At 66.6% G+C, this 25,851-nt stretch carries 23 protein-coding genes; 10 read left to right on the top strand and 13 right to left on the bottom strand.

From position 1 onward, the window contains the following. The first annotated feature begins 59 nt into the window (after window positions 1–59). Together RTX79_RS02860 and RTX79_RS02855 are read left to right on the top strand one after the other, a co-directional pair. On the top strand, window positions 60–197 hold the full coding sequence (locus RTX79_RS02860) for a hypothetical protein (RefSeq protein ID WP_312681666.1): 138 nt from the start codon (window positions 60–62) through the stop codon (window positions 195–197). 178 nt (window positions 198–375) lie between these two features. Next, on the top strand, window positions 376–1,968 hold the full coding sequence (locus tag RTX79_RS02855) for an SDR family oxidoreductase (protein WP_312681664.1): 1,593 nt from the start codon (window positions 376–378) through the stop codon (window positions 1,966–1,968). Window positions 1,969–2,048: 80 nt separating this feature from the next. Here the strand turns inward: RTX79_RS02855 and RTX79_RS02850 are convergent, their stop codons facing one another. After that, entirely contained in the window at window positions 2,049–2,813 is a 765-nt protein-coding gene (locus tag RTX79_RS02850; protein ID WP_312681662.1) for a CHAD domain-containing protein, read from the bottom strand. A gap of 132 nt (window positions 2,814–2,945) precedes the next feature. On the opposite strand from RTX79_RS02850, the gene RTX79_RS02845 reads away from it, so the two are divergent. The 5 genes from RTX79_RS02845 to RTX79_RS02825 all read left to right on the top strand — a co-directional run bounded on the left by RTX79_RS02845 (window position 2,946) and on the right by RTX79_RS02825 (window position 7,742). Beyond that, a complete protein-coding gene (locus RTX79_RS02845; RefSeq protein WP_123699149.1) occupies window positions 2,946–3,221 on the top strand; it encodes a hypothetical protein in 276 nt (91 codons plus the stop codon). Window positions 3,222–3,311: 90 nt separating this feature from the next. Continuing rightward, on the top strand, window positions 3,312–4,451 hold the full coding sequence (locus RTX79_RS02840; RefSeq protein WP_312681659.1) for an SPFH domain-containing protein: 1,140 nt from the start codon (window positions 3,312–3,314) through the stop codon (window positions 4,449–4,451). Between the two features lie 19 nt (window positions 4,452–4,470). Beyond that, a complete protein-coding gene (locus RTX79_RS02835) occupies window positions 4,471–5,784 on the top strand; it encodes a TFIIB-type zinc ribbon-containing protein (RefSeq protein ID WP_312681657.1) in 1,314 nt (437 codons plus the stop codon). Beyond that, window positions 5,781–6,074 carry a hypothetical protein gene (locus RTX79_RS02830; RefSeq protein WP_312681656.1) on the top strand — a complete coding sequence of 98 codons (294 nt, stop codon included), beginning with the start codon at window positions 5,781–5,783 and terminating at the stop codon, window positions 6,072–6,074. The genes RTX79_RS02835 and RTX79_RS02830 overlap by 4 nt, the downstream gene beginning before the upstream one ends. 129 nt (window positions 6,075–6,203) lie before the next feature. Beyond that, a complete protein-coding gene (locus tag RTX79_RS02825; protein ID WP_312681655.1) occupies window positions 6,204–7,742 on the top strand; it encodes a carboxylesterase/lipase family protein in 1,539 nt (512 codons plus the stop codon). Between the two features lie 4 nt (window positions 7,743–7,746). Here the strand turns inward: RTX79_RS02825 and RTX79_RS02820 are convergent, their stop codons facing one another. Beyond that, complete coding sequence (locus RTX79_RS02820; protein ID WP_312681654.1) at window positions 7,747–8,325, bottom strand: hypothetical protein; 579 nt, start codon at window positions 8,323–8,325, stop codon at window positions 7,747–7,749. A 121-nt stretch (window positions 8,326–8,446) separates the two neighbouring features. Here RTX79_RS02820 and RTX79_RS02815 point away from each other — a divergent pair, with 121 nt between their 5' ends. Then, entirely contained in the window at window positions 8,447–9,745 is a 1,299-nt protein-coding gene (locus RTX79_RS02815) for an FG-GAP repeat domain-containing protein (protein WP_312681652.1), read from the top strand. On the opposite strand, the gene RTX79_RS02810 is transcribed toward RTX79_RS02815, so the two are convergent. The 7 genes from RTX79_RS02810 to RTX79_RS02780 form a co-directional block, all read right to left on the bottom strand. Continuing rightward, entirely contained in the window at window positions 9,742–10,242 is a 501-nt protein-coding gene (locus RTX79_RS02810; RefSeq protein ID WP_312681650.1) for a hypothetical protein, read from the bottom strand. The two genes, RTX79_RS02815 and RTX79_RS02810, sit on opposite strands and share 4 nt — an antisense overlap. A 129-nt stretch (window positions 10,243–10,371) precedes the next feature. Continuing rightward, on the bottom strand, window positions 10,372–12,525 hold the full coding sequence (locus RTX79_RS02805) for a prolyl oligopeptidase family serine peptidase (RefSeq protein ID WP_312681648.1): 2,154 nt from the start codon (window positions 12,523–12,525) through the stop codon (window positions 10,372–10,374). Between the two features lie 60 nt (window positions 12,526–12,585). After that, a complete protein-coding gene (locus RTX79_RS02800; protein WP_312681646.1) occupies window positions 12,586–14,703 on the bottom strand; it encodes a TonB-dependent receptor in 2,118 nt (705 codons plus the stop codon). Window positions 14,704–14,831: 128 nt separating this feature from the next. Beyond that, window positions 14,832–16,985: a TonB-dependent receptor gene (locus RTX79_RS02795; protein WP_312681645.1), complete on the bottom strand. Its 2,154-nt coding sequence runs from the start codon at window positions 16,983–16,985 to the stop codon at window positions 14,832–14,834. Between the two features lie 266 nt (window positions 16,986–17,251). Then, entirely contained in the window at window positions 17,252–18,340 is a 1,089-nt protein-coding gene (locus RTX79_RS02790; protein ID WP_312681643.1) for a FecR family protein, read from the bottom strand. Next, window positions 18,333–18,872: an RNA polymerase sigma factor gene (locus RTX79_RS02785; protein WP_312681641.1), complete on the bottom strand. Its 540-nt coding sequence runs from the start codon at window positions 18,870–18,872 to the stop codon at window positions 18,333–18,335. Before RTX79_RS02785 ends, RTX79_RS02790 begins: the two co-directional genes overlap by 8 nt. Before the next feature lie 215 nt (window positions 18,873–19,087). After that, window positions 19,088–20,101 carry a glycoside hydrolase family 43 protein gene (locus RTX79_RS02780; RefSeq protein WP_312681640.1) on the bottom strand — a complete coding sequence of 338 codons (1,014 nt, stop codon included), beginning with the start codon at window positions 20,099–20,101 and terminating at the stop codon, window positions 19,088–19,090. On the opposite strand from RTX79_RS02780, the gene RTX79_RS18260 reads away from it, so the two are divergent. Further along, window positions 19,986–20,246 (top strand): CGNR zinc finger domain-containing protein, encoded by a 261-nt coding sequence (locus tag RTX79_RS18260; protein WP_428695933.1) that lies wholly within the window; start codon window positions 19,986–19,988, stop codon window positions 20,244–20,246. The two genes, RTX79_RS02780 and RTX79_RS18260, sit on opposite strands and share 116 nt — an antisense overlap. A gap of 46 nt (window positions 20,247–20,292) precedes the next feature. On the opposite strand, the gene RTX79_RS02775 is transcribed toward RTX79_RS18260, so the two are convergent. Then, window positions 20,293–20,565: a hypothetical protein gene (locus RTX79_RS02775; RefSeq protein ID WP_312681638.1), complete on the bottom strand. Its 273-nt coding sequence runs from the start codon at window positions 20,563–20,565 to the stop codon at window positions 20,293–20,295. 175 nt (window positions 20,566–20,740) lie between these two features. Here RTX79_RS02775 and RTX79_RS02770 point away from each other — a divergent pair, with 175 nt between their 5' ends. Further along, the gene (locus RTX79_RS02770; RefSeq protein ID WP_312681637.1) at window positions 20,741–23,518 is read left to right on the top strand and encodes a PAS domain-containing protein; all 2,778 of its coding nucleotides are present in this window, start codon (window positions 20,741–20,743) and stop codon (window positions 23,516–23,518) included. A 45-nt stretch (window positions 23,519–23,563) separates the two neighbouring features. Here RTX79_RS02770 and RTX79_RS02765 read toward each other — a convergent pair whose 3' ends face one another. The 3 genes from RTX79_RS02765 to RTX79_RS02755 are packed head-to-tail and all read right to left on the bottom strand — an operon-like array spanning window position 23,564 to window position 25,799. Continuing rightward, window positions 23,564–24,919: a PQQ-dependent sugar dehydrogenase gene (locus tag RTX79_RS02765; RefSeq protein WP_309685631.1), complete on the bottom strand. Its 1,356-nt coding sequence runs from the start codon at window positions 24,917–24,919 to the stop codon at window positions 23,564–23,566. Continuing rightward, window positions 24,916–25,332, bottom strand: coding sequence for a DUF2231 domain-containing protein (locus tag RTX79_RS02760; protein ID WP_312681636.1), 417 nt, complete (start codon window positions 25,330–25,332; stop codon window positions 24,916–24,918). The genes RTX79_RS02765 and RTX79_RS02760 overlap by 4 nt, the downstream gene beginning before the upstream one ends. A gap of 56 nt (window positions 25,333–25,388) precedes the next feature. Next, window positions 25,389–25,799 carry a response regulator gene (locus tag RTX79_RS02755; RefSeq protein ID WP_312681635.1) on the bottom strand — a complete coding sequence of 137 codons (411 nt, stop codon included), beginning with the start codon at window positions 25,797–25,799 and terminating at the stop codon, window positions 25,389–25,391. Window positions 25,800–25,851 lie beyond the last annotated feature (52 nt).

Here is a 25,851-nt window from a genome sequence, read left to right as displayed (position 1 = left end):
CCGCCTATGCTCGGCTGAATGTCCGCACGCGAGGGGTTTGAATGAAAAAGAGCACGAAGATGCTGCTGATCGTGATCGTTGGCATCCTGGCCATCCTGGGCCCGTCGTGCATATGGCTTGCCCGCAATGGCAATCCGGACGCCCCCCAGGAGCCGGACAAGAACGTCCACAAGGGTGCCACGCAACCCGCAGGCTGAGTGGCGCCCCCCCCTGGGTAGCCGCGGTGATGCCGCCCCGCTGGCATCCGCCCCCACCGATCAGGGACAATGGCCCCCGTCCGGGCCCTGCCCGGCCCGCAACAGCATGGACCCGCATCGAGCCGGTCACCGCTCTGCTGTCCATTCCTGGCCTAGTGCCGTTCCTTCCGGATTCGATGTGACTACCACCGCCCCACCCGCCGCGCCCGTGGCCGACGAACAGCCCCTGACCGACCGCCTGCGCGCCGCGCTGGACCTGCTGGAGGCCATCGAAGCCGACCGCAGCGTGCTGGATGCGCTGCCCGAAGCCGACCGCGTTCGCCTGCACCAGGTGGTTGCCAAGGTTTACCACCCCGAACCCAAGGCACGCCGGGCGATGCTCAAGCAGCAGGCCAAGGTCCGCCACCAGGAAAAAGTGCGCAAGGCCGAAGCCCTGCTGGAACAGACCGGTATCCGGACCCTGCGCCGCAAGCCCGTCTTCAGTACCCCGAATTACTTCCCGCCGCATGCCCCCGGACTGTACGATGCCCGCAACGGCGAAGGCGCGGAAGCGGCTGCCGAGCCCGTGCATTCCCCGGAACTGCGCCACTGCTACGTGTGCAAGCAGAAGTTCACCCAGCTGCATCATTTCTACGACCAGATGTGCCCGGCCTGCGCCGAGCTGAACTTCCACAAGCGGACCGAGACCGCCGACCTGCACGGCCGCGTCGCGCTGCTCACCGGCGGGCGGGTCAAGATCGGCTACCAGGCCGGCCTGAAGCTGCTGCGCGCCGGCGCCGAGCTGATCGTCACCACGCGCTTCCCGCGCGACTCAGCTGCCCGTTACGCCGAAGAACCGGATTTCGCGGTGTGGGGCCATCGCCTGCAGGTCTACGGGCTGGACCTTCGCCACACCCCGAGCGTGGAAGCCTTCTGCAGCGAGTTGCTGGCGACCCGCAAGCGGCTGGATTTCATCATCAACAACGCCTGCCAGACGGTGCGCCGCCCGCCGCAGTTCTACGCGCACATGATGGCCGGCGAGACGGCTGCATTGCACGAGCTGCCCGAAACGGTGCGCAGCCTGGTAGGTCAGTACGAGGGCCTGCGCAGCGCGGAGCTGCTGAGTGATGCCTCGGCGATCGCCCTGCCGGCGGTGCAGGACCGCGGCCTGAACGGCGCCGATGGCCTGACCCGTGCCGCCGAGCTGTCCCAGGTGGCCCTGCTGGAAGACGAGCTGGTGGGCCAGCAGCATCTGTTCCCGGAAGGCCGGCTGGACCAGGATCTGCAGCAGGTCGATCTGCGGGGTCGCAATTCCTGGCGCCTGCTGATGGCCGAAGTACCGTCGGTGGAGCTGCTGGAAACCCAGCTGGTGAATGCGATCGCGCCGTTCATCATCAACGCGCGCCTGAAGCCGCTGATGCTGGCCACGCCGGAGCGCGACAAGCACATCGTCAACGTGTCGGCGATGGAAGGCCAGTTCTACCGCAACTTCAAGACCACCCGTCATCCGCATACCAACATGGCCAAGGCCGCGTTGAACATGATGACGCGTACTTCGGCGGCGGATTACCAGAACGACGGCATCCACATGAACAGCGTGGATACCGGCTGGGTGACCGACGAAGATCCGGCGGATATCGCGGCCAAGAAGGTGCAGGAAGAGCGCTTCCATCCGCCGCTGGACATCGTGGATGGCGCTGCGCGCATCGTCGATCCGATCATCCACGGGTTCAACACCGGCGAGCACGTGTGGGGCCAGTTCCTCAAGGATTACGCGCCCACCGATTGGTAAGGCGCGCGTCGGTAGTGACGGCCGCTGGCCGTCTGCTTGCGCAGGGTGGGTCACGACCGTTGGTCGTCACGTCTCCAACGTCACCGCGTGAGCGCCATCAGCTGCGCTTTGTCCTGCAGCCCGGGCATCGCGCGGATCTGGTTGCGCAGCAGGCGCAGGTCCTGCTCCCGGCCCAGCGCATCGCTCAGCCGGCGCAGACCCTTGGCATGCTTGCCGCCGTCACTGCCTACATGATCCTTCACCCGCCCGCCGTCCAGCCGGGCCATCACCTCCAGCTGCATGCGCAGCCGCCGCACCCTGCGCCGCCAGTCATGCAGTGCCTCCGGGTCATCGCTGTCGCGGGCACGCGCGGCGGCTTTTTTCGCTCTGCGCTGGCTGCGGGCCAAGGCACGCCGAAGATCCCCCTTGCGCACCCGCTCCCAGCGCTGCGCATCCAGCTCCAGGCCGACACGCTGGACCGCGCGCCGCTTCTTCTGGAATCCCGGATCCTGCGCACGGGCGCGCTGCAGCAGGCCGTCACGGCGGGCACGCAGATGCGTGATGACGCTGGCCCAGCCGGGGGATGGTGCGTCGGCCTGCAACGATTGCGCGGTCTCCACCAGCACATGTGCATCGCGCAGCGCCGAAAGACCACGGCCCAGGCGCTGCAGCGCACGGTCGGTGCGTTGCAGGGGCTGTTCGTCGGTTGCGAACAGCGCCAGCACCGCGCGTAGACGCCGGATCGCCTTGCGGGCGCTATGCACGCCCACGTGGATATCCGACCGCGACGCCAATGCATTGGCGATGGCCAGGCACTCTTCCTGCACCAGTTGGCGGGCGGCAGCCCCGATCACCGTGGAAGGCATTGCGTACTCCGCAGCACGACTGCCCGGCAGTCTAGCCGAGATCCCCATGGAACCCGGCAGTCCACGGGACCTTAACCCGCGCGTCCTATCCTGCTGGCCGGGCACTGATCGCCCACCCAACAAGGAGAGTCCATGAAGAAGCTGCACGTGTCCCTGATCGCCGCCTGCCTGTTCGGCGCCAGCCCGGCCGCCTTCGCCGAAGTCGCCAACCTCACCAACAGCGCCGACGGTGCCACCCGCGAGGCCGGAATCACCGCGGTGAAGCAGAAGCTCCAGGCCGCCTGTACCGACCGCAAGGGGACGCCGGACCTGGACTCCTTCGAGGTGGTGTTCGAGAAGACCAGCGAGAACCCGAACGTGCCCAAGCCTTATTACGTGGACGGCAAGATGCAGTGCAACCTGCCCTGATTCCAGCGCGTGCCGCGCGGGTACACCGGCTGATATAGTCCAACGAGCACGACGGGCGTGGTGCCTGTCCACGAACAACAGGGAATTGTCATGGGTCTTCGACAGGCGGTGGCAGGTGCGGTTGGCGGTGTTCTGGCCGACCAGTGGAAGGATTTCCATACCGTCCCGAACGGACTGCCGTCCACGGCAGCGCTGTTTGCCGCGGTGCCGCGTGGCACCAATGCGGGGCGAAGTTCCAACACCAGCGCCTCGACCAACATCATCAGCAACGGCTCGAAGATCGTGGTGCCCGAGGGCTATGGCCTGCTGCTGATGCAGGATGGCGCGGTCACCGCCTTTGTCGCCGAGCCGGGCGGCTATATCTGGGAATCGGACGACACCCATTCGCAGTCGATCTTCGCCGGTGACGGCCTGGTAAGTTCGCTGATCCGGCAGAGCTGGGAACGCTTCAAGTTTGGTGGCCAGCCGGGCTCGCAGCAGGCAGCCTTCTTCGTTTCGTTGAAGGAACTGCCGGACAACCGCTTCGGTACGCAGTCGGAAATCTACTGGGATGACGGCTTCCTCGGCACCCAGGTCGGCGCGGTGACCCGGGGTTCGTACACGCTGAAGATCATCGACCCGATCCTGTTCGTGAAGAATTTCGTCCCCGCCAGCTACCTGCAGCCGGGCCAGGTCTTCGACTTCACCGACCTGGACAACGCGGCGGCCAGCCAGTTGTTCAGCGAGGTGGTCGGCTCGCTGGCGCCTGCCTTCAGCCTGTATACCAACGACCCCGGCAAGGGCAACCGCATCACCAAGCTGCAGCAGGATTCGCTGGGCTTCGCGCAGAGCTTGTCCAGCGCGGTTGAACAAGGTTACCAGTGGAAATCCGATCGTGGCCTGGCCATCGTCAAGACCGCGATCGTTTCCATCGAGTACGACGCCAACACCCGTGAACTGCTCAAGACCGTGCAGCGCGCCGATGCGCTGGCGGGTGCACGCGGCAATTCCAACCTGCAGGCCAGCGTGGCGCAGGGTATCCAGTCGGCCGGCGAAAGTGGCGGTGCCGCCGGGCTGGTGGGCGTTGGCATGGCATCGGGGATGTTCGGTGCCGGCAGCCTGCAGCAACCGGTCGCGCCTGCCGCCGATGACACGGTGACCCAGCTGAAGAAAGCCAAGGAGCTGCTGGATCTCGGCCTCATCACCCAGGATGACTACGACAAGCTGAAAGCCAAGGCGCTGGGACTGTAAGACGCCAGGCGCCTCAACGATGACCACGCCCAGAACGCCGCCGCCCTTGCCCGGGGCGGCTCCCCCGGTCGGCCCCGGATCGCCGCAGGACATGCCACCGCTGCCCGGCAGCCTTGCCGTGGATCCGGCCACCCTGCCCCCACCGATCCGCGACGAACTGCTGGCGCCGGACCCGGTGGCCCTGGATACGTCCGCCGCGGAGCTGAAGGACGGGCTGAATCGCTGCCCCAAGTGCGGGTCCAGTGATATCCGCCACGTGCTGGGTACCGATGTGCTGGTGTGCCAGTACTGTCGCAACGAATGGCACGGCGACCGGATCGAGGAAGCATTCGGCCTGGGCGTGGGCATCGCGGACCTGCGCGGCGATGTGATCGCCTCCGGCGCGCGCGCCATCGACGCCGATGCCGCCAGCCTGATGAGCTTCAAGTGCACGGGCTGCGGCGCGGAAGTGACGATCAACACCGAGAGCACGATGACCGCACGCTGCCACTGGTGCCGTCACGTATTCGGGGTCAACGAACAGGTGGCCAACGGCGCCGTGCCTGATGCCGTGCTGCCGTTCAAGGTCAGCAAGACCGATGCGGTAGCGCGCATCCGCCAGTTCGTCGACAAGCGGCGCTTCTTCGCGCTGAAGGCGTTCAAGACCGAGTTCACGCCGGAGAATGTCATCGGCGTGTACCTGCCTTACATGGTGGTGGACAGCAACGCCAGCGCCAGCGTCGTGGGCCGCGGCGAGATCGAGACGCGTCGCTACACGCGCGGCACCGAGAAGAACAAGAAAACCTACTACGACGCAGACGTCTACCACGTGGAGCGGCAGCTCGATTTCACCGTCGACGACCTGCCGCTGGAATCGTCGGCGCGGCGTGGCCGACTGGACGTCAAGGCCAACACCAACAACGTCATCAATACCATCCTGCCCTTCGACACCAAGAATGCGTTGAAGTGGAATGCGTCCTACCTGGTGGGGTACTCGTCGGAAAAGCGCGACGTGGACATCGAGCAGCTGCGACCGCGCCTGGAAGACCAGCTGCTGTCGATCGCGCGATCACGGATGGAGACTTCAGTGCAGCGCTATGACCGCGGCGTGCGCTGGGACATGGAGAAGGTCGACGTGCATGGCTCGCGCTGGGTGTCGATGTATGTTCCGGTGTGGCTGTACTCCTATCGCCAGCGGGGCAAGGGCATGCTGCACTACATCGCGGTGAACGGCCGCACGGGTGAAACCATGGGCAGCGTACCGGTGCAGCAGTGGAAGCTGCTGCTGGCGGCGCTGGGCGTGGGGACGGTGGTCGAAGGCGCGGTCCTCTGGTTCCTGGGAATGTCGATATGAGCAGTGATGGCGGTGGCATCGTGGCGCTGCTTGCGCTGGGTCCGGCCAGTGCAACCGCGTTGTACTGGACGCTCTACCGGTATTACCGCAATACCGACAAGTCCCACGCGTTCGAGCGCGAGACCGCCGTGGTGACGGCGCCGGTCACTGGCAATGACAGGAAGGTGCACACGGTGACCGGCACCGAGCAGAGACGGATCAGCGGCGACAACGTGCACGACCATCGGCAGCGGGTAACGAAAATGTCGTCTGGGTCGTCCGCCATCGGCAGCCCGCGTACCAGCGGCTAGTCCTGCGACGGCCGCACTCACGTGGCCGTGGCGCAAGCGGCCCTACGGTAACGGACACAGCCCTTCCGAGCCTGCCGCGTGCCCTACCCCTTCCAGCCGACACGTCGCCGCTTCCTTCGCGCCGGGGCAATGACGCTCGCCGCTGCCCCCCTGCTCGCCTGCTCCACACCGGTACGCCGCGCTACCGACCCGGCTGCCGCGGGCGCTGCTTCGTTGACGGCCGACGGCGCGGACGCCGCGCTGCAGGCGGGACCGTTCCAGGGCCATCTCGGCAGCGGCGTGGTGGCATGGCACGGCATCCGTTACGCACGCGCCAGCCGCTTCGGCCTGCCTGCGGTGGAAGCGCTGCCGGCCGATCCAGTGGACTGTGCAGACTTCGGGGCAACGGCCGCACAGGCGAAGGGAGCCGGCGGAGCGCGCAGCGAATCCGACGACCCGTTCTTCCTGAATGTCTGGTCCCCCGCCGCGGATGAGGCACGGCGGCCGGTACTGGTCTGGATCCACGGCGGTGGGTTCCAGACAGGCGCGGGATCGCTCTACGTTGGCAATGAACTGGCAGCGAGCGGCGACATCGTGGTGGTGACCTTCAACTACCGCCTGGGTGCGATCGGCTTCAGCGACTTTTCCGCGCTGGGCATTCCAAACAACCGTGGCCTCCACGATCAGATCGCCGCCCTGCGCTGGGTGCGCGCCCACATCGCGCTGTTCGGCGGCGACCCGGACAAGGTGACCGTGGCCGGCGAATCCGCCGGCGCGACCTCTGTTTCGCTGCTGCTGGTGGCGCGCGGCGTGGAGCCGCTGTTCCGTGCCGCGATCCTGCAGAGCGGATCACTCAACCTGCTGCACGACCGTGACATCGCCGCGCGCCAGGCGATCCGCTACCGGGAAATCCTGGGCGACGATGCAGGCAGCCGCGCGGCGCTGGAAGCGGCGCCGGTGGCGCGTTTTCTCGATGCGCAGGCGCAGGTCGCCGCGTCGTTCCCCGGCATGATTCCGGCCGCGCCGATCTACGACGGCGAGCTGCTGCCCGCTTCGTTCGACGCCGCGCGGCTGGCCGACACGCCGCCCATTCCCCTGTTGGCCGGCGCGATGCGCGAAGAGATCCGTTTCTTCGAGCTCCCCGGCGCGCGCAGCATGCTGCTGCGCGAACGCGGCGATCTGCTGGCACAGGTCGGCTGGCTGCTGGGCAGGACCGCTGCCGGACGCATCGCCGCCACGTACCCGGACACCCGGACCGGAAACAGAGACCTGGCAACGGATGCCAACTTCCAGATGCCGACGCGCCATTTCGCCGAGCGCCACGTTGCCCGCGGCCACCGCGCCTGGGTGTACCGGTTTGACCTGGGCGGCGTGTTGCTCGGCGCGGCGCACGCGGTGGACCTGACCTATCTATGGCCGTTGAACGGGGTGGTATTCACCGCCCTGCGAGGCGGCCCGCTCAGCGGTCAGCGGCGCGCACTGGCCGAGCGCATGCGGACTTACTGGATCGCCTTCGTGCGCGACGGCGACCCCGGCGGCAGCTGGCCGACGTATGTCCTGCCGGAGCGCCCCACGCTGATCCTGGATCGTGCGGAACGGGTTGAAAATGACCCGGACAAGGCGCGGCGCGAGGCCTGGGATGGCCAGGAGATAGAGATCGCCCGTCGGCCACCAGGCGCATCAACGTGACGCGTCACGCATTTGCGTCGCCCGCTTCCTGCGCGGTCCCGATGTCCACGCCATAGGTCTTCAGGTAGTGGTCGCGGTGGGCCAGCACGTAAGGATGCAGCTCATGGAAACACGCACTGCCACCATCGTCGGACACGCCGTAGGCCGTCAGCAGCCGGTCCCGCAGTGCCGGCGCGATGAACCGCGACACGTAGGCGCCGGGCGCATCGGGCGCGAAGGCATCCGCCCACGCCTGCTGCACCTGTTCGGCCGGGGCATGGAACATGGCGATGTCACTCCCATCGACCTCCGAGCGCCGCGCCAGCAGGTAACCATCGGCAGGCACGCGGGCCGGCTTGAAGGTACCCAGCGTGTAGATGTAACGCGTCAGCTCGATCTCACCTTTCAGCTGCGGAAACAGCCGATACAGGTCAAACAGCATGTGGCGCGTCAGTGTCCTGGCTTCCGGGCCCTTGATCTTCAGCAGCTTTTCCACGCGGTCCCAGATGGGGAAGGTTCTCGGGGCAGCGACCAGCGTGATCTCGCGGCGCTCCAGCCGGCCGACCTTGAACAGTTCCTGCAGTACCAGATGCATGTCAGACATTGAAATACGTTCCGTTGGCCAAGGCCGCGTGCGGGCATGATAGTGGCATGCAGGGGCGATTTTGCAGAAGCGCCCGCTTTGCGGTTAGGTTCAAGGCTGGTTCCTGCAGCAAGAGCACCCCATGCCGACACCGTTTTCGATTTCCCTGCTGGCCACCAGCCTGGTCCTGCTGGCCGCCCCGCACGCTGCCACCGCCCAGCGCGCAGAACCTCGTGATCCGGCCACGGACGCGTTCGAACTGATCAAGGAAGCCCCTTCCCCGGTGTTCGTCGATGCCACGGCAACCCATGTCCCGACCGCGCCCAGCCTGCATTCGACCGATTCGGTATTCGTGGACGTCAACGGCGATGGGCACCGCGACGTGGTGGTATCGGTGGAACACGGCGTCAACCGGCTCTACCTCAACGATGGCAGCGGGAAGCTGCGCTACGTCCCGGATGCGTTCGGCCGCACGATGCGTGACAACGAGCATGTGCGCACTGCGGATTTCAACGGCGATGGCCACGCCGACATGGTGTTCATCAGTGAATCCGACGAGGTGCACCAGTTGTTCCTCGGCGATGGCAAGGGCGGCTTCACCGACGCCAGCGAGCGGCTGCCCGCCGGCAGCCAGGGCAATGGACTGGCGGTGGGCGATGTGGATGGCGATGGGCTGCCTGACATCTTCATCGGCAGCACCGGCGAAACCGGCCACGGCGCCGATGCGCCTGTGCAGGCGTCGCGCAGTCTTCTTTTCCTGGGCGACGCCAGACGACCCGGCTACTTCATCGATGCCAGCGCGACCCACCTGCCACAAGGCGATGCGCAGACCGAGGGCGTGGCGTTGGCCGACATCGATGGTGACGGCGACCTGGACGCCGTGCTGGCCAGCCCGGCACATCCCAACCGGCTGCTCATCAACGATGGCCGCGGACGCTTCAGCGACCAGTCGCACCGGCTGGAGCTGAAGGTCCCGATGGAGACCCGCGAAGTGCACGTGGCCGACGTCACCGGCGATGGCCGCCCGGACATCCTGTTCTTCAACATCACCAGCAACAATGCCGCCTGGGACAAGGATCCGCAGACGCGCCTGCTGGTCAACGATGGCAAGGGACGCTTCCGCGACGAGACCGCCGAGCGCCTTCCCGCCCACACGTTTTCCAGCTGGGCCGGGACCGCGGTCGACTTCAATCACGATGGCCACCCGGACCTGCTGGTCGGCGCGATCCAGGTGCCGGGGTTCGTACCGTTGCAGCTGCGCGCCTGGCAGAACGATGGCAGCGGCCACTTCAGCGATGTCACGCTTGCGGTGGTGCCGGGCATCACCGTGGGCCGCAGCTGGAGCATGGGCCAGGGCGACCTGGACGGCGACGGCAGGCCCGATGTCCTGATCGGCGGCTGGGGAACCCAGGCCCGGCTGTTGCTGACGGGCGGGCGCTAGGCAGCCGCCGGCTGGTCCAGCACCCGGCGTATCGCCTCGACGACGGCCAGGAAACGGTGGCGCTGGACCAGATAGCTGGCAACCAGCACCACGGCGACCACCAGTACGCCGCCGGGTGCGACCTTCAGCGCGGGAATGGCGGTAACCACGGCGACCATCAACAGCCAGCTGCCGCGCCCGATGACCTGGATCTGCCTGCGCCGCAGATCGACCACGATCTGGCCGCGCATCAGCGGTGGGTAGCGCCAGCCGAAATGCAGGCCGAAGCTTTCGCGGAACGCATGGCTTCGCTTGTCCAGCGGACGGAACACCATATCCGGCCATTTCTCCGCGGCCACTTCGCGCTCCAGGCGGTGGAACGGAAACGCCTTCAATGCCGGGTACGGTGCGGCAATGCGACGGCGGAACATCGGCACGCCCCATATCCAATACGGCCGCCACCATGACAGCAGCAGCATCCCTTCGATGACCACGATCGCAAGCAGCAGGACGGCCATCGCGCTTCCTTGAGGATGAAGGCGGAGTATAGCCGCGGCGCCGCCCGGCCTGGATCGGCCGCTGCACGTGGCGCGCCCTGCGCAAGTGGGAAGACTCCCGCCCCGGACTGCGAGGCGGGAGTCGTCCCTTCACTGCGCGCCGGAGTCGGTCGGCATCAACGCATCGATCAGGAACGTCATCCGCAGCGCCATCAGCTCCGGATTGCGGAAGGCATCGCTGACCCCGTGACCGCCCTCCTCGTCCTCCAGGAAATGGACCGGGGCGCCGACACCGTACAGACGCGAAGCGAGCTTGCGCGCATGCCCCGGCCCCACGCGGTTGTCTTCCGTGGAGATGGTCACCAGGAACGGCGGATAACGGGTCTGGCTGCGCACGTTCTGCATCGGCGAGTAAGCCAGCATCGCAGCGGCCTCGTCGGCCTTGTCCGGGTCACCGTACTCGTTGATCCACGCCGCGCCCATGCCCATGTGGCGCATCCGGATCAGGTCGGTGAGCGGCACATCGCTCACCACGGCGCCGAACAGGTCCGGGCGCTGGGTTCCGAGCGTTGCCGACAGCAGGCCGCCGTTGGACATGCCGAACACCCCGATCTGGGCGGGCGTGGTGTAGCCAGCAGCGATCAACTGTTCGGCCACGGCGATGAAATCATCGTAGGAGCGCTGGCGGTCCTTGCGGATCGCCGCCTGGTGCCAGGCCTCGCCGCGCTCGCCCCCGCCGCGGATCGCCGGGATGGCCAGCGAGCCACCCCGATCCAGCCACAGCTTGAACGCCGGGCCGCCCACGGTGTAGTCGAAATAGCCAGGCCGGTAGGAAATACCGAACGCGCCGTAGCCGGTCATGAACAGGGGTTGCGGACCGGGCCTGGCCGGCGATTTCGGTTGCAGCAGGTAATAATCCACCGTGGTGCCGTCGCGCGAGGTCGCCGTCCGGATTTCGGTCACGTAGCTGTTTTCATCGAACCATTGGGGATCCTTGGCCAGCAGCGTGGGCGGCGCTCCCGGCCGCAACAGTTCCTGCCGGCGCGGCGTCACGAAGCCGTTGGTGGCCACGATCAGGTCGTCCTTCGAGCTCCCCCCTCCGCGCACTGAAATGCTGTCACCCGGGCGCCCGGAGAGCGCCTCTTCCACGGTCCAGCCCGCCTCGCCCGGCGTAGCCAGCAAGACGCGGGGCACCAGCCTGCGATTGACCACGAAGGCCAGTTTTCCCTGGGCACTGGCAATATCACTGCGGCCGCCCAGGTAATCACCGCCACCGGGTGTGTAGATCCGCGTGACCTTGCGGCCTGCAGGGACCGCCGGATCGGTGTTCCACGCCAGCAGGGTTTCGGCTGGATAGGCCGTTCCCTCGACCACCTCATCGGCCCCCAGCTGGACCACCACCTGGTTCCCCACCGACGCCTGCACGGCCATCGGCTTGAGCGTGCGCGGCAGCGCAGCCTGTTGCAGTTGCCCATCCTGCCCCACCGCGAAGACCTCGAAGGTGGAGTAGTTGATCGAGCGCACGATGACACCGCGACGTTGCGCGCCCTCGCCCACCGCCGACAGCTGCACGATCGCATCGGACGGCTGCGCGGCGTATACCTCGCGCGCATCACGCAGCGGCTGGCCACGCTTCCACAGCCGAACCGAGGCGGGCCAGCCGGCCAGCGTCTTCGGCGCCCCTTCGGCCGTGTACTCCACCATGATCTGGTCGGGGCCAAGCCATTCGGCAAAGGCCCGCGCCTTCGGCGTACGGAACCCGTCGAGGACGAAGCGCCCCTGCTCCAGGTCGAACTCGCGCAGTTCCACTTCGTCGCCACCGCCGGGGGAAAGCCGCAGCAGGCAGCGGCTGAACGCGGGCGCCAGGCAGCTGCTGGTGAAGTCGTAGGCCTGCAGTTCCATCGGCGCGCCTTCTTCCTGGCGCAGCTTTTCTACGTCCAGTACGGTCCGCCACGCGCCCGGCACGCCTTGGCCATCGCGCATGGCCACCTGCAGCAGGCCGTGCGGATGCGCTGCATTGCGCAGGAAGCGCAACGCGCGTGGACCCATCAGGGTGATGTCCGGCTCGGCCGCGCCGGTCGCCAGCGCGCTGGCCAGCTCCGCCTTCACCGCTGCGTATACCGGCAACCCGCGGATGGCCTGCCGGGAGGCGGCGGTCTTCGCGCGCGCCCACTCCAGCGCCTTCGCGCCATGCGGCTGCTCAAGCCATTGGTCATCGATCTCCTGGGCTACCGCGGGGGCGCACGTCAGTACAACAGCGGCCAACATCCAGGCCCGCAGCGAGCGGGGGGTGAATCGCTTCATCAAGTTTCTCCTTGGCGGCGGCCGGCGCCTGCGACAACAGGCACCCGGCCGCGATGGATTTCAGAATCCGTAACGGAAGACGACCCCATAGGTGCGCGGACGGAGACGGTTGGCCACGCCGAGCGTGGTCCGAGCGTTGAGCGCACCGTCTTCGTTGGTCAGGTTCTCGCCGTACAGGAACGCTGACCAGCCGTTGTCCGATTCCAGGCCGATACGCGCATCGAGCATCGTGATGGCATCGCCGGGGGTTCCGGCGGTCAGCGCGGTTTCGCGGGCAGAGTCATGCACCAGGCCGGATCGCACGACGCCGCGCAGGTCGGTGGCGATATCCCAGCTGTAGGCGGCCGACGCGGACAGGCTGTTGCGTGGCACGTTGTAGACATCGGTGCCCTTGTTGAGCGGCGTGCCCGGAACGTCCGCGACGTAGGTCGCATCGATGATGGCACCACCGACCTGCAGCATCAGCGACGCCGTGGGGGTGTACACCACGTTCAACTCCACGCCTTTGTTCTCGGTCCCCTTGGAATTGGTCAGGCCATTGATGGTGGAGGTGATCGGCACACGCACCGCGACATCCTTCCAGTCGCTGTAGAACAGCGCGCCTTCCACCAGCAGGCTGCCGTCCAGGAACAGCGACTTGGCGCCCACCTCGTAGGTGGTGATCGAATCGGGGCGGATGGTGGAAGGCAGGTCCACGCCATTGGCTTCGGCCAGCAGGATGGACGAGATCGGCTGCAGCTGGCCGGAACGGAAGCCGCGGGCGGCGCTGGCATACAGCGTGGTGTCACGTTCCGGCTTGTAGGACAGCGAAACGCGCGGGTTCCAGCTGTCGAAGGTGGCGTTGAGCGTGGAGGTGCGCGTGGTCGATACCGAGATCGCGTCGACGTCATCGCTGAAGTAGCGCAGGCCGGCGGTCACCGCCCAGCGCGGATCGGGCAGTTTCACCGTCGCCTCGCCGAACAGCGCATACGCATCGTTGGTCTGGGTGGAGCTGCTCGGTGGCGCGCCGCCCACCTGCGAGGAATCGTTGCGCTCGGCTTCGCGCAGGTAATAGCCCATCGTCCAGTCCACCAGCCGATCACCGGTCGACGACCAGCGCAGCTCCTGCGTACGCACCTGCAGGTTGATGTTGCTCAGATAGGTGGTGGTCGGGTTCAACATGCCGTCGTTGGCATAGTCGAGCTCTGCATCGGCGAACGAGTAGAACAGCTGGGAGCCTTCGAATTCGTAGGTGCTCACGAAACTCGCCGTATGCCACTCATCGTCATTGCTGTAGAACGAATTGGTAGTGAGGTCATCGAGCGCACCGTTGCCGCCGCCCGGCGCTTCGGACTTGTACTTCCAGTACGCGAGGTCCATCGTCCACTGGTCGACCGGGGCAAAGCGCAGCTTCACCCGCCCGGTCTTGACCCGCTGCTCGTTGATGTCTTCGTCGCCGGTGGCGTTGTCATCGGTCCAACCGGAGAGCTTCTCATCGGTGACCGCAACACGCGCTGCCAGCCGGTCTTCGATCAGCGGGATGTTGACCGTTGCCTTGCCGCCCCAGCCGTCACTGCCGTCCTTGGTGGAAGACGCAGACACTTCAACGGCGCCGTTGAATTCATTGAAATCGGGCTTCCGGGTCAGGATGCGAACGGTACCGCCCATCGACCCCTCGCCGAACAGCGTGCCTTGTGGCCCTTTCAGGATCTCCACCCGATCGATATCCCAGGAACGCGCTTCGGGATACCACGGCACGCTGACCCCGGTAAACGGGATGTCGTCGAGGTAGTAACCGTTGTCGTTGCCGCCGAGTGAGCTGGAGACGCCGCGGATCTGTACCTGGGTGAAGCCGCCCCCGTTGTCGACGGAACCAGCGCCTGGCGTCATCGCGATGATTTCAGCGACATTGCTGATGCCGAAGGCATCGATCTGTTCACCGGTGATCGCGCTCATTGCAATCGGGACATCGATCTGGCGCTCTTCGCGCTTCCGCGCACTGACGGTCACGCTGCCCAGCTCGGTAGCTGTCTCCGTCCTGGGCACTGCATCGGCAGCGACTTCGTTGGCTGCGGCTTCCCGGGCCTGCACCCCAGGCGCGATCAGCAGCGCTGCCGCGACACCAAGGGAGAGCGTCTTGTGTCGCATCAGCGACGGCGCGGACAGCGACATGTTCGTGGAACGGGCAATGCGGTTCACGGGAATCTCCTGACGGCTCGGGGGGCGCGCGGTTGCGCGTTCGAGGGCCAGGCGTGGTGCAGGCCCTCTTACAAGCCGTGACGTACCGATGAACCAGAAGTGAAATAAAAACGAAATTATTTTTTATTTCATCGGTAACGAAACGCGAACTCGACACCGAACGTGCGCGGGCGCAGTCGCGTCGCAATGCCGCGGGTGTTGCGCGCATCGTCGGCACCGTCTTCGTTGCTGAGGTTTTCGCCATACACCGATGCGCACCAGCCATGCGCCGACTCCAACGTGATGCGCGCGTCCGCTGAAACGATGGCGTCGCCTGGCGTGCCCTGGGTCAGCGCGACCTGGCGTGCACTGTGGTGGCGCACGCCGGCACGGACCACGCCGGAAAGATCCTGCGCGACCGGGTACTGGTACTCCAGCGACGCGCCCCACGTCGTGCGCGGGGTGTTGTAGACCTGGGTTCCGCGGCGGATGCTGGTGCCTGCGACATCCGTGGTGTAGGCCGCATCGATCAGCGTCGATTCCAGTTGCAGGGCCAGGCGGTCCCACGGCTGGTAGGTCAGCCCGAACTCGATGCCGCGGATCCGCGCCCCATCGGAGTTCACCAGTCCATTGAATACATCGGTGACCGGTACGCGCACCGGCACGTCCTGCCAACGGCTGTGGAACAGGGCCGCTTCCACCAGCAGGCGCCCCCCATCCATCAGCGTCTTGGCCCCCAGTTCCGTGGTGACGATCTGATCGGGCCGTATCCGGGTAGGCAATGCGATACCTGCCGCCTGTGCCAGCACGTAGGAAGTAACGGGCTGCAGCTGGCCAGAACGGAAGCCCTTCGCAGTGCTCGCATACAGCGTGGTATCCGGGACCGGCTGCCACGCTATCCCGACCCGCGGATTCCAGCTCTGGAAGCGCTCGTCCAGCACGCTCTCCGCGCCGATGCCGAGCGAGGCGCCTTCGACATGATCAGTGAAGTAACGCAGTCCGGCGTTGGCCGTCCATCCCGCCCACGGCAGCTGCAGGGTCAGCTCGCCGAACAGCGCCCCGCCGCCGTTGTCCTGCCGCGAGCTGCTGGGCCCCACGTCGCCTATCACGCTCACGTCCGACCGACGCGCCTCGCGGCGATAGGCGCCTGCCGTCCAGGACAGCCTGCGCGGGGTGGTGGAGCTCCAGCGAAGTTCATGGGTACGTACCGCGATGGCAGTGTCACTGTCGTAACGCGTGCCCGGCAGGATGTCGCCGCGTTGGCGCTGCTCCAGTTCGGCAACCGCGTAGGTATAGGTGACCGATGATTCCCCGCCCTGGTAGGTGCTGACCAGGTTGGAGGTGCGCCAGTCGGCATCGCGCGCGTAATAGCTGCCCACCTCCATCGCGTCGTCCGCGGCATACCCGCCGCCAGGCGCTGCGGAGTGATACGACCAGTGCGCCGCATCGAACCGCCAGTTTTCAGAGGGTTCGAAGCGAAGCCGTGCGCGTCGGGTCGTTACCCGGTGCCGATTGATGTCGCGGCGCTCCGCCGCCACGTCGTCGACCCAGCCGGGCAGCGACTCGTCGGTCGCCACCACGCGCAGCGCAAGCTGGTCTTCGAGCAATGGGAGGTTCGCCATGGCCTTGGCATTCCAGCCGGTCCCGCCGCCCTCGGCGGTAGACCAGCCCGCCTGTGCAAGCGCAGCGAAACGGTCCAGCTCCGGCTTGTTGGTCAGGATGCGTACGGTGCCGCCCATCGAGCCTTCGCCGAACAGCGTGCCCTGTGGGCCACGCAGCACTTCGATGCGATCCAGGTCGAAGGCGCGGGCATCCGGGTGCCAGGGCACGGTCACCCCGGTGAAGGGGATTTCATCGAGGTAATAGCCGTTGTCGTTGCCGCCCAGCGAGCTGGAAACACCGCGAATCTGTACCTGGGTAAAGCCACCGCCGACGTCGACAGTAGAAGCCCCCGGCGCCGAATCGATGGCCTGGGCGGCATTCTGGAACCCGCCTGCGTCCAGCTGCGTGCCGCCCAGCGCGGTGATTGCCAGCGGCGCATCGATGCGCCGCTCGCTGCGGCGCCTGGCGGTGACTTCCACGCCCGCCAGTTCGGTTGGCGCAAGCGCGACCACCGCAGCGGATGGCTGCGCCGGCAGCGTGGCGGTCGCAGGTCCAACGGTCACCACGCCGTTGCGCTGCACGCTGAAATCAAACCCGCTGCGAGCAAGCAGGCGTGCCAATGCCTCCTCGTTGGACAGCCGCCCACGCACCTCCGTGGTGATCGGCGCATGGCTGAGGTCGCCGATCGCAACGAACTGCATCCCGGACTGTTCTGAAAAGCTGATCAGGGCCTCCTGGAGCGACTGCGGCCGTATCAGGAAAAGCGACAGGGCCTTTGATCGGTCCTCGGCGAGCGCCGCCGACGACCATCCCCCCAGACCCATCAGCAACACGACGCGCGGCCAATACCCCGCGGCGGAAGGCGCGCGCGCCGCCGCAGGTAGGGCGAGTTTCCGGCGGAAGCGTGCGCTCAAGGTCTGATGAAAACTCCCGGAACAAGGATGGCGGTGGGGGGCGTCGCAGGCGGCTACTGTTTCGTACCCTGCGCGTCCCCTTCCAGAGGGGCGAGCAGGATTTCATCCGGGCCACGCACGATGGAAAGGGACAGCGCCTGGGCGACACTTTCCAGCCAGATATCCAGATCGGCGGTACTCCAGCGTCCGGTTACCGGCAACCGCGCCATCTGCGCATCGTGCAGCACGATGCGCACGCGCGAGTGCCGGTTGAGGTCCGCCACGACATTGCCCAGCGATTCACTGCGGTACACCACGTTGCCCTGCAGCCACGACAGCGACGACGGCGCGTCCACCGGCAACGGGCCCTGCAGGGGACCTCCTTCGGCCAGCGTCGCACCCTGGTCGGCCAGCAGCTGGACCACGTGGTTCTGGATGCCTTTGCCATTGCTGCGCAGGTCACTTACCTGCACATGGCCTTCGCTGACCATCACGCGCACGCTGTCGCTGCGACGGGCAACGCTGAAATGGGTGCCCAGGGCCTGCGCCAGCGCGCCGTCGGCACGCACCTCGAACGGACGGTCCGGATCCTTGGCCACGGCGAAATAGGCCTGGCCGGAGACCAGCTCGACCTGCCGACGGTGCCTGCTGAACTGGGCCACCAGCTCGCTGCCTGCATCGAGGTCGACGCTGCTGCCGTCCGGCAGCGCAAGGTGTCGCGGCGCCCCGATGCCCGCACTCATGCGCAGTTCCAGCGGCTCTCCGGCAGGCGGCTGGCGGAACAGGCCCACGCCTATCGCAAGGGCGGCGACCCCGGCGGCGAGCGCTCCCCAGCGCAGGCCCCGCGACCGCCGCGCAGGTCGGCGCGCGGCGGCGCGCGCAGTCCCTGTCGTTTCCCCATTCAACCCAGCACTCCCCGGCGCGGTCGCCGCTTCCCCACTTGCGCCCCGCGCGGCAAGCACGCGATCAACGCCCACCTCAGCCGCCGCGTCCCACAGCAGCTGGATGTCATCGAAGGCCTGCGCGTTCACTGCAGAGCCTTCCATCCAGGCGTTCCATGCCTCGATGTCACCCTCCTGCGGATCCGCATCGGTCAGCCGGACCAGCCAATCGGCGGCCTCCTGCAGGGCGATCTCGCGGGGGGTGGTGTTCTGGTCAATCATGTTCAGCGGTCCTGCCGTCGTCCGTGAGTTCATCGAACCGCGACTGGCACAAGGCCAACGCACGCGCGACATGTATCCGCACCATCCTGTCGGTCAGCCCCAGCCGTTCCCCGGCTTCCTTGAAGCTGCACTGCTCCATCCGCACCAGCCGGAAGGCCTCCGCGCAACGCGGCGGCAACTCGGCCAGCACGGCAGGCAGGCGCTCGATGACCCGCCGCGCGCGTGCCGACCGCTCTGGATCGACCTCCGGGTCCGGCCACAGCTCCAGCCCTTCCGGCTCGGGCAGTTCGGTGTAGGCGCGCCTGCGCAGCACGTCGGTTGCCAGGTTCTGCGCGATCTTGAACAGCAGCGCACGCTGGAAGCTGACGACCTGGTCATTGCCGAGGTTCAACAGGCGCGCATAAGCCTCCTGGGCCACGTCGCGCGCGTCTTCGTAAGAGCCCAGTCGAAGCTGCAGCAAGCGGATCAGCGTGGTGTTGAGGTTGCGCATCAGCTCCGCCGCCTGGGCGCCGGTCACCGGCCCCGCAGGCATCGCCGGCCCGTCCTGCACGCCGGCCGGCCCACCGCCTGGGTCATCGCACGGCGGCGGGAAATCCGTTGAACGTTCGGGGATGGCGGGCTCCATAGGTACCAGGACGAACCAGAAGGGAGAAAGTGAAACGTTTTCCCCGTTCTGGTGCGCGGCGTGCGAACAGCGGGGCTTCGCCCGCAGTCTAGCTGGTTTTGCTGCGCTGCAGCATACCGAGGTCAGCGGCCCTGCACGCGCTCCGCGGGCACACCTTCCAGGGTCATCTTCACCGGGAGGATCAGGCCGTTTTCATCGAACTGCATGCGGTCGATCGCGGTGGCACGGTGATGGCGACTGGTCTCCCCCAGCGGACGACGGTGGTAAACGATGTACCAGTTGTCCGAGCCGGGCGCGTGGATGATCGAGTGGTGGCCGGCACTGGTGGCGATGCTGGGATCCTGCTGCAGGATCTTGCCGATGCGCTTGAACGGGCCGGTGGGCGTGTCGGCGATGGCATAGGCCACCGAATACTCCGGTTCGCCCCAGCCCCCTTCGGACCACATGTAGTAATAGCGGCCGCCGCGCTTGAACATCAGCGAGCCTTCCACATATTCCGGGGCCGGGGTGATTTCCTTGTACAGCGTGCCGTCCTCATGCGGCTGCACGCCGGTGAAATCATCCTTCAGCCGCACGATGTTGGCGTGCTTCCAGCCCCCGTAGATCATGTACCAGGCACCGTCGTCGTCCTCGAACACGAACTGGTCGATCGGCTGGGCACCATTATGGAAGGTGCCGATCAGCGGCTTGCCCAACAGGTCGCGATAGGGACCTTCAGGCCGGTCGGCCACGGCCACGCCGATGCCGCCGGTTTCCTCGTCCGTCTTGATGTCGTTGGCGGAAAAGAAGAAGTAATAGCGACCGCCCTTTTCCACCACCGCAGGCGCCCACAGCGCCTCCTTGGCCCACGGAATGCTGGCCTTGGTCAGTACCTCCGGATGCCGTGTCCAATGCACCAGGTCAGGTGAAGAAAAGGCATCGAAATGTGTCTGTTCCGCATACGGCGCGGAGGTGGTCGGATAGATCCAGTACGTGCTGCCGAACACCGCCGCTTCCGGGTCCGCATACCATCCGGGCAGGATGGGATTACCGGACATCGGCACCGCAGGCTCCTGTGGACCTGCCGGTGCGGCGGCTGCGCCAAGCGATACCGCGGCTGCCATCATGGCGGCCACTACTGCCTTCATCTTTGCCATACCCTGCCCTCCCGTAGCGGATGGACCGAGTTTAGATCGATTCAGGCCAAGGGGCGAGCACCCGCTCAAGGACCTGCTGTTGGTGGACCCGACCCCTTCACGCCGGCGCCGCTGGTGCAGCATGGCGGCCTGCGAAAGCGCATGAACGTGGCCGGCTTCCGCACGCGGAAGCAGGCACCCTGAGGGCACCCTCAGTTGTAGAGCTCGTTGACCTCGGTCACCTTGCCGTCCCGGAAGATGATGTGGATGGTCTTCTGCGCCTTGTAGTACTCCCAGCGCTCCCCGATGTTGCCGCTGAAGTCGGTTTCCAGCTGGATCACCCGATCCGGCCTGCCCGCCACCTGGGTCACCTTGCCCGCAGCGTCGCCGGTACTCACCAGCTTGTTGCCGAACCGTGCACTGCCGCCTGCCATCACCGAACCTGCGACCAGGCAGAGCACCAACATCACCACTTTCCTGTTCATTCCCTGTCTCCCGGACACCTTGGACGTGCAATGCCTGCAACTGTGCCACAACACCCGGCGGCGCTGGCGTCGGCATGCCACCCGCGTGCAGCAGGCAACATTCCCAGCACTGCCCGGCAACGATAATCTAGGCGTCCTGAATGCGTCATTCCCATGCCTTTGCCGTGAGAACTCCTTGAACCTTCCCCTTCCCCCTGCCCCCCACGCCGAGCGCGACGCCGAGCGGGTCAAGCTGGCCCTCGCTGCCGGGGCGATCGTCGGCACCTGGTTCTGGGATGTGACACACGACAGATTGACCGTCGATGATGCCCTGGCGCATGCCTTCGGCCTGGAGCCGGCCGTCGTACAGGGCGAGCTGCGCCTGGAACAGGTGGTGTCCACCGTCCACCCCGATGACCGCGCGGGGCTGGAGCAGGCGATCGCCGCTGCCCTGCGACGTGGCGGGCGCTACTCCCATCAGTACCGCACGCGCGGCAATGATGGCCAGTACCGCTGGATAGAGGCGGTCGGCCGGGTCGATCTGGATGCCGACGGCCGCGCCGTCGGTTTTCCCGGCGTGCTGATCGACATCGACGAACGCCGGCGGCTGGAGTCCGAGCGCGACCAGGCGCAGGTCCTGTTGCGCTCCTTTGTCGAAGCAGCGCCCGGCGTGGTCTACGCGAAGGACCGCCAGGGCCGCCTGCTGATCGGCAACCGCGGCACGACCGAGCTGATCGGGCAGCCGCCGGAGCGCTACATCGGACGCACCGATGCGGAGCTGCTCAGCGACCCGGTGCAGGCTGCGGCGGTGATGGCCGCCGACGAACGGGTGATGGCCAATGGCCGCAGCGAACAACTGGAAGAAGAAGTGAGCTTCCCTGACGGGCGGCGCGCCGTCTGGCTGTCGACCAAGGCTCCGCTGCGCGATGCCGACGGCAGCGTCGTCGGCCTGGTCGGAACCTCGTTGGACATCACCGACCGCAAGGCGGCGGCCGCCGAACACCAGGAGATCGAAGAGCGCTACCGGCTGGCCGCACGGGCCACCAACGATGCGATCTGGGACTGGCGGATGTCCGATGGCCACGTCGTCTGGAACGAAGCGCTGTGCGCCCTGTTCGGCCACGCACTGACCGAGACCACCGCGCAGTGGTGGCTGGACCACATCCATCCGGACGATCGCCAGCGTGTGGACGACCATATCCATGCGGTGATCGCCAGTGAGACCTCGTCGTGGACCGGCGAGTACCGCTTCCGCCGTGCCGATGGCAGCTATGCGGTGGTGCTGGACCGCGGCACCGTGCTGCGCGGCGCCTCGGGCGAACCGCATCGCATGATCGGCGCGATGCTGGACCTGACCTCGCGCAAGGCCGCCGAGGCCGCGTTGGCTGAAAGCGAGGAGCGCCTGCGTTTCGCCACCGAGGCCGGTGACATGGGCTTCTGGGACGTGGACCTGGTGCACGACGTGCTGATCTGGCCGCCGCGCACCAAGGCGATGTTCGGCATTTCGGCCCACGTGGACGTATCCCTGAAGGACTTCTACGGCGGCCTGCATCCGGATGACCGCGCCGAAACCAGCGCTGCGTTCGCGGCCGCTGCCGACCCTGCCCTGCGCGCGCTCTACGACGTGGAGTACCGCACCGTGGGCAAGGAGGATGGCGTGGTGCGCTGGGTGGCGGCCAAGGGCCGGGGCCTGTTCGAAGGCGACCGCTGCGTGCGCGTGCTGGGCGTGGCCATCGAGGTCACCGCGCGCCGGCTGGCCGACGCGCGCCTGAAGGAACTGAACGAGCACCTCGAGGCCCGCGTGCTGGAGGAGGTCCTGGAACGTACGCGGGCAGAAGAGGCGCTGCGCCAGAGCCAGAAGATGGAGGCCGTGGGCCAGCTGACCGGTGGCATCGCGCATGACTTCAACAACATGCTGGCCACGGTGATCGGTCCGCTGGACCTGCTGGCAGCCCGCCTCGGCGACCAGGATCCACGCGCCAAGCGCTACATCGACATGGCAATGGACGGCGCCCGCCGCGCCGCGCAGCTCACCCAGCGTCTGCTGTCGTTCTCGCGCCAGCAGCCCCTGCAGCCGGTACCGGTGGATGCCAACCGCCTGGTGGCCGGCATGTCGGACCTGCTGGTGCATTCGCTGGGCAGCAGCGTACGCCTGGAAACCGTGCTGGCCGCTGACCTGTGGTCCACCTTCGCCGATGCGAACCAGCTGGAAAACGTGATCCTCAACCTTGCGGTCAACGCACGCGACGCGATGCCCGGCGGCGGCCGGCTCACGGTGGAGACGGCCAACTGTGCGCAGGAGGATGCCAGCGCCGGCAGCGTTCCGGCAGGCGACTACGTGCTGATCGCGGTGGCCGACAATGGCAGCGGCATGTCGCCGGAGGTGAGGGCCAAGGCCTTCGAACCGTTCTTCACCACCAAGAAAGTCGGCCAGGGAACCGGACTGGGGCTTTCGCAGGTGTACGGCTTCGTCAAGCAGTCCGCCGGACATGTGCGCATCGAGTCCGGGATCGGCCGGGGTACGACGGTCAAGCTCTATCTTCCGCGCCTGATGGCGGTTGTCGATCCGCTGCCCGAAACGACGTCGGACGATGCGTTGGAGGTGGTGGGTGGACAGGAGCTGGTGCTGGTGGTGGAAGACGAGCCCGGCGTGCGCCAGTTTTCCATCGATGCCCTGACCGAGCTCGGCTATCCGGTGCTTGCCGCCGATGGCGCGGCGGCGGCGCTGAAGCTGCTTGATGCCCACCCCGCCGTGGCGCTGTTGTTCACTGACGTGGTGATGCCGGAAGTCAACGGACGCGAACTGGCCGACGAAGCGCTGCGACGCCGGCCGGAGCTGAAGGTGCTGTTCGCCACCGGCTACAGCCGCAACGCGCTGGTGCAGGACGGCATGCTGGACCCCAGTGTGCAGATGATCGGCAAGCCGTTCACCGTGGACGAGCTGGCCATGCGCGTGCGCGCAGCGCTGGGCTGACCCCCAGCAGGCGCCGAGCGTGGCTCGGCGCTGCCGGGAGATCGGTCAGGGTGTCGTCGGTGCGGGCGGTTGCACCGGCGTTTCGGCCGGCGCGGGTGCCGTGGCCGTGTCCGGGGTGACGCGCCAGATCGTGTTGGCCAGGTCATCGGCCACGATCAACGCACCGCGCGGATCGACGGTGACACCAACCGGGCGACCACGGGTCAGCCCATCTTCGCCGCGGAAGCCGGACACGAAGTCGATCGGCTCACCGGCCGGGCGGCCGTCACGGAACGGCACGAAGACCACCTTGTAGCCCACCGGCGGGTTGCGGTTCCAGCTGCCGTGCTCGCCGACGAACACGCCATCGGCGAACTTCGCGCCCATGGTCGGCCCGGAGAACGAAACGCCCAGCGCGGCCACGTGCGAGCCCAGTGCGTAATCCGGGGCGATGGCACTGGCCACCTTCGCCGGATCCTGCGGCATCACGCGATCGTCCACGTTCTTGCCCCAGTAGCTGTAAGGCCAGCCGTAGAACGCACCTTCCTTCACCGACGTCAGGTAATCCGGTACCAGGTTGGGACCGATCTCATCGCGTTCGTTGACCACCGCCCAGACCGTGCCGGTACCCGGCTGGATCGCCAGCGCGGTGGGGTTGCGCAGGCCCGTCGCATAGGTCTTGTGGGCACCGGTCTGCGCGTCGATCTGCCAGACCACCGCGCGATCCACCTCGGCGGCCATGCCACGTTCGGTGATGTTGCTGTTGGAACCGATGCCCACGTACAGGTAACGGCCGTCGGCGCTTGCGGCCAGCGACTTGGTCCAATGATGGTTGATCGCCGAAGGCAGTTCGGTGACCGTGGTCGGTGCTGCGCTGGCCTGGGTCTGCCCATCGACATAGTCGAAACGCACCAGCGCGTCCTGGTTGGCGACATAGATCACGTTGCCGATCATCGCCAGCCCATACGGTGCGTTGAGCTTGTCGGCGAATACGGTCTTCATCTCATACACACCATCGCCGTCGGCATCGCGCAGCAGGGTCAGGCGGTTGCCACTTTTCACGGCGGTGTTGCCCTTGGCCTTGATCTTGCCGGCGATGACATCCTTCGGCTTGAGCTTGGGCGCATTGCCGCCGCGGCCTTCGGCCACCAGGATGTCACCGTTGGGCAGCACCAGGGTCTGGCGCGGAATGCCCAGCTCGGTCGCAATGGCGGAAATACGGTAGCCGGCCGGAACCGTGGGCACGGTATCGCCCCACGCCGTGGGTTTGGCGATGGTCATGTCCGGCATGAGGTCGCGCTTGGGCGCGGGCATGTCCGGGGTGGCGCCGTACTGGTCCATCTGCGGCGCCTTGCCACCGCAGGCGGCGAGCGCGGTGGCCAGCACCGAAACCGAGAGAACCTTGATCATCTGGCGGCTCATCGGACACCTCCCACGCGCAGGGTGGAAAGGCCGATCCAGGTGGCGACCAGTGCCAGCAGCGTGCCGATCACCGTCATCACCAGCCCACCGGGCATGACCGCCCATGCATCACGCGCATGGTGCAGCGAATTGAAGAAACCGAGCACCCAGGTGACCGCCAGGACCAGCACATAGGCGAGGCCGTGACGATGACGGGCCAAGCCGATGACGCCGGCCAGCAGGGCCAGCGTGGTCATCACCATCGCGCCGACCAGCAGCCAGGCGGCGAAGTTGCTCCACTGGATCTCATGGCTGCTCCAGTAGGCGTAGTCCGCCAGCAGCGTCGCCAGGAACAGTGGCAGTACGCCGCCGAGCACGGCAGCATGAACGGGGTGGATCACCCACGTTCGATGAAGGGAGGGGCTGGATGCCATTGAGAGGTGCTCCTGGGTACGGTGGAAGGTGACCCGGATGCTGCCATCAGCCCCTGCTAGGGATTGTGATGCCCGCTGCGCCGGCTGATTTTCCGCTGGCCGAGCGTTTCGGTCAGGTAGCTTTTCAGCTCCTCGATCTCATACGGCTTGCTCAGGAAAGGCACGTCGCGGTGGGCCACCGGGACCACGCCCTTGTACACGGCCGACAGGAAGAAGAACGGGATGCCGCGCGCCTTCAGCGCATCGGCGACGGAAAACACGACGCCGTCGCGCAGCTCGACATCGAGCACTGCCGCATCGAAGACTTCATCGTCGATGGAATGCAGCGCATCGGACAGCGAATACGCCTGTTCGACGCCATAGCCTTCGCCGTTGAGAATGGTCTGTAGCAGCGTGGAAAGTTCGATTTCGTCTTCGACGACCAGGATTCGTGGTGCCGCCGAGTGGGTAGAATTTGTGATGGTCATGACATCCGTGACACGTTTTCGTGGCTTCAGTGTCGCTCCCGTATTGGATCGA

Source organism: Stenotrophomonas chelatiphaga, assembly GCF_032054965.1.
Lineage (GTDB): Bacteria > Pseudomonadota > Gammaproteobacteria > Xanthomonadales > Xanthomonadaceae > Stenotrophomonas > Stenotrophomonas chelatiphaga.
The sequence above is the reverse complement of the archived record's forward strand: the minus strand, read 5'-3'. Positions and strand labels throughout refer to the sequence as shown.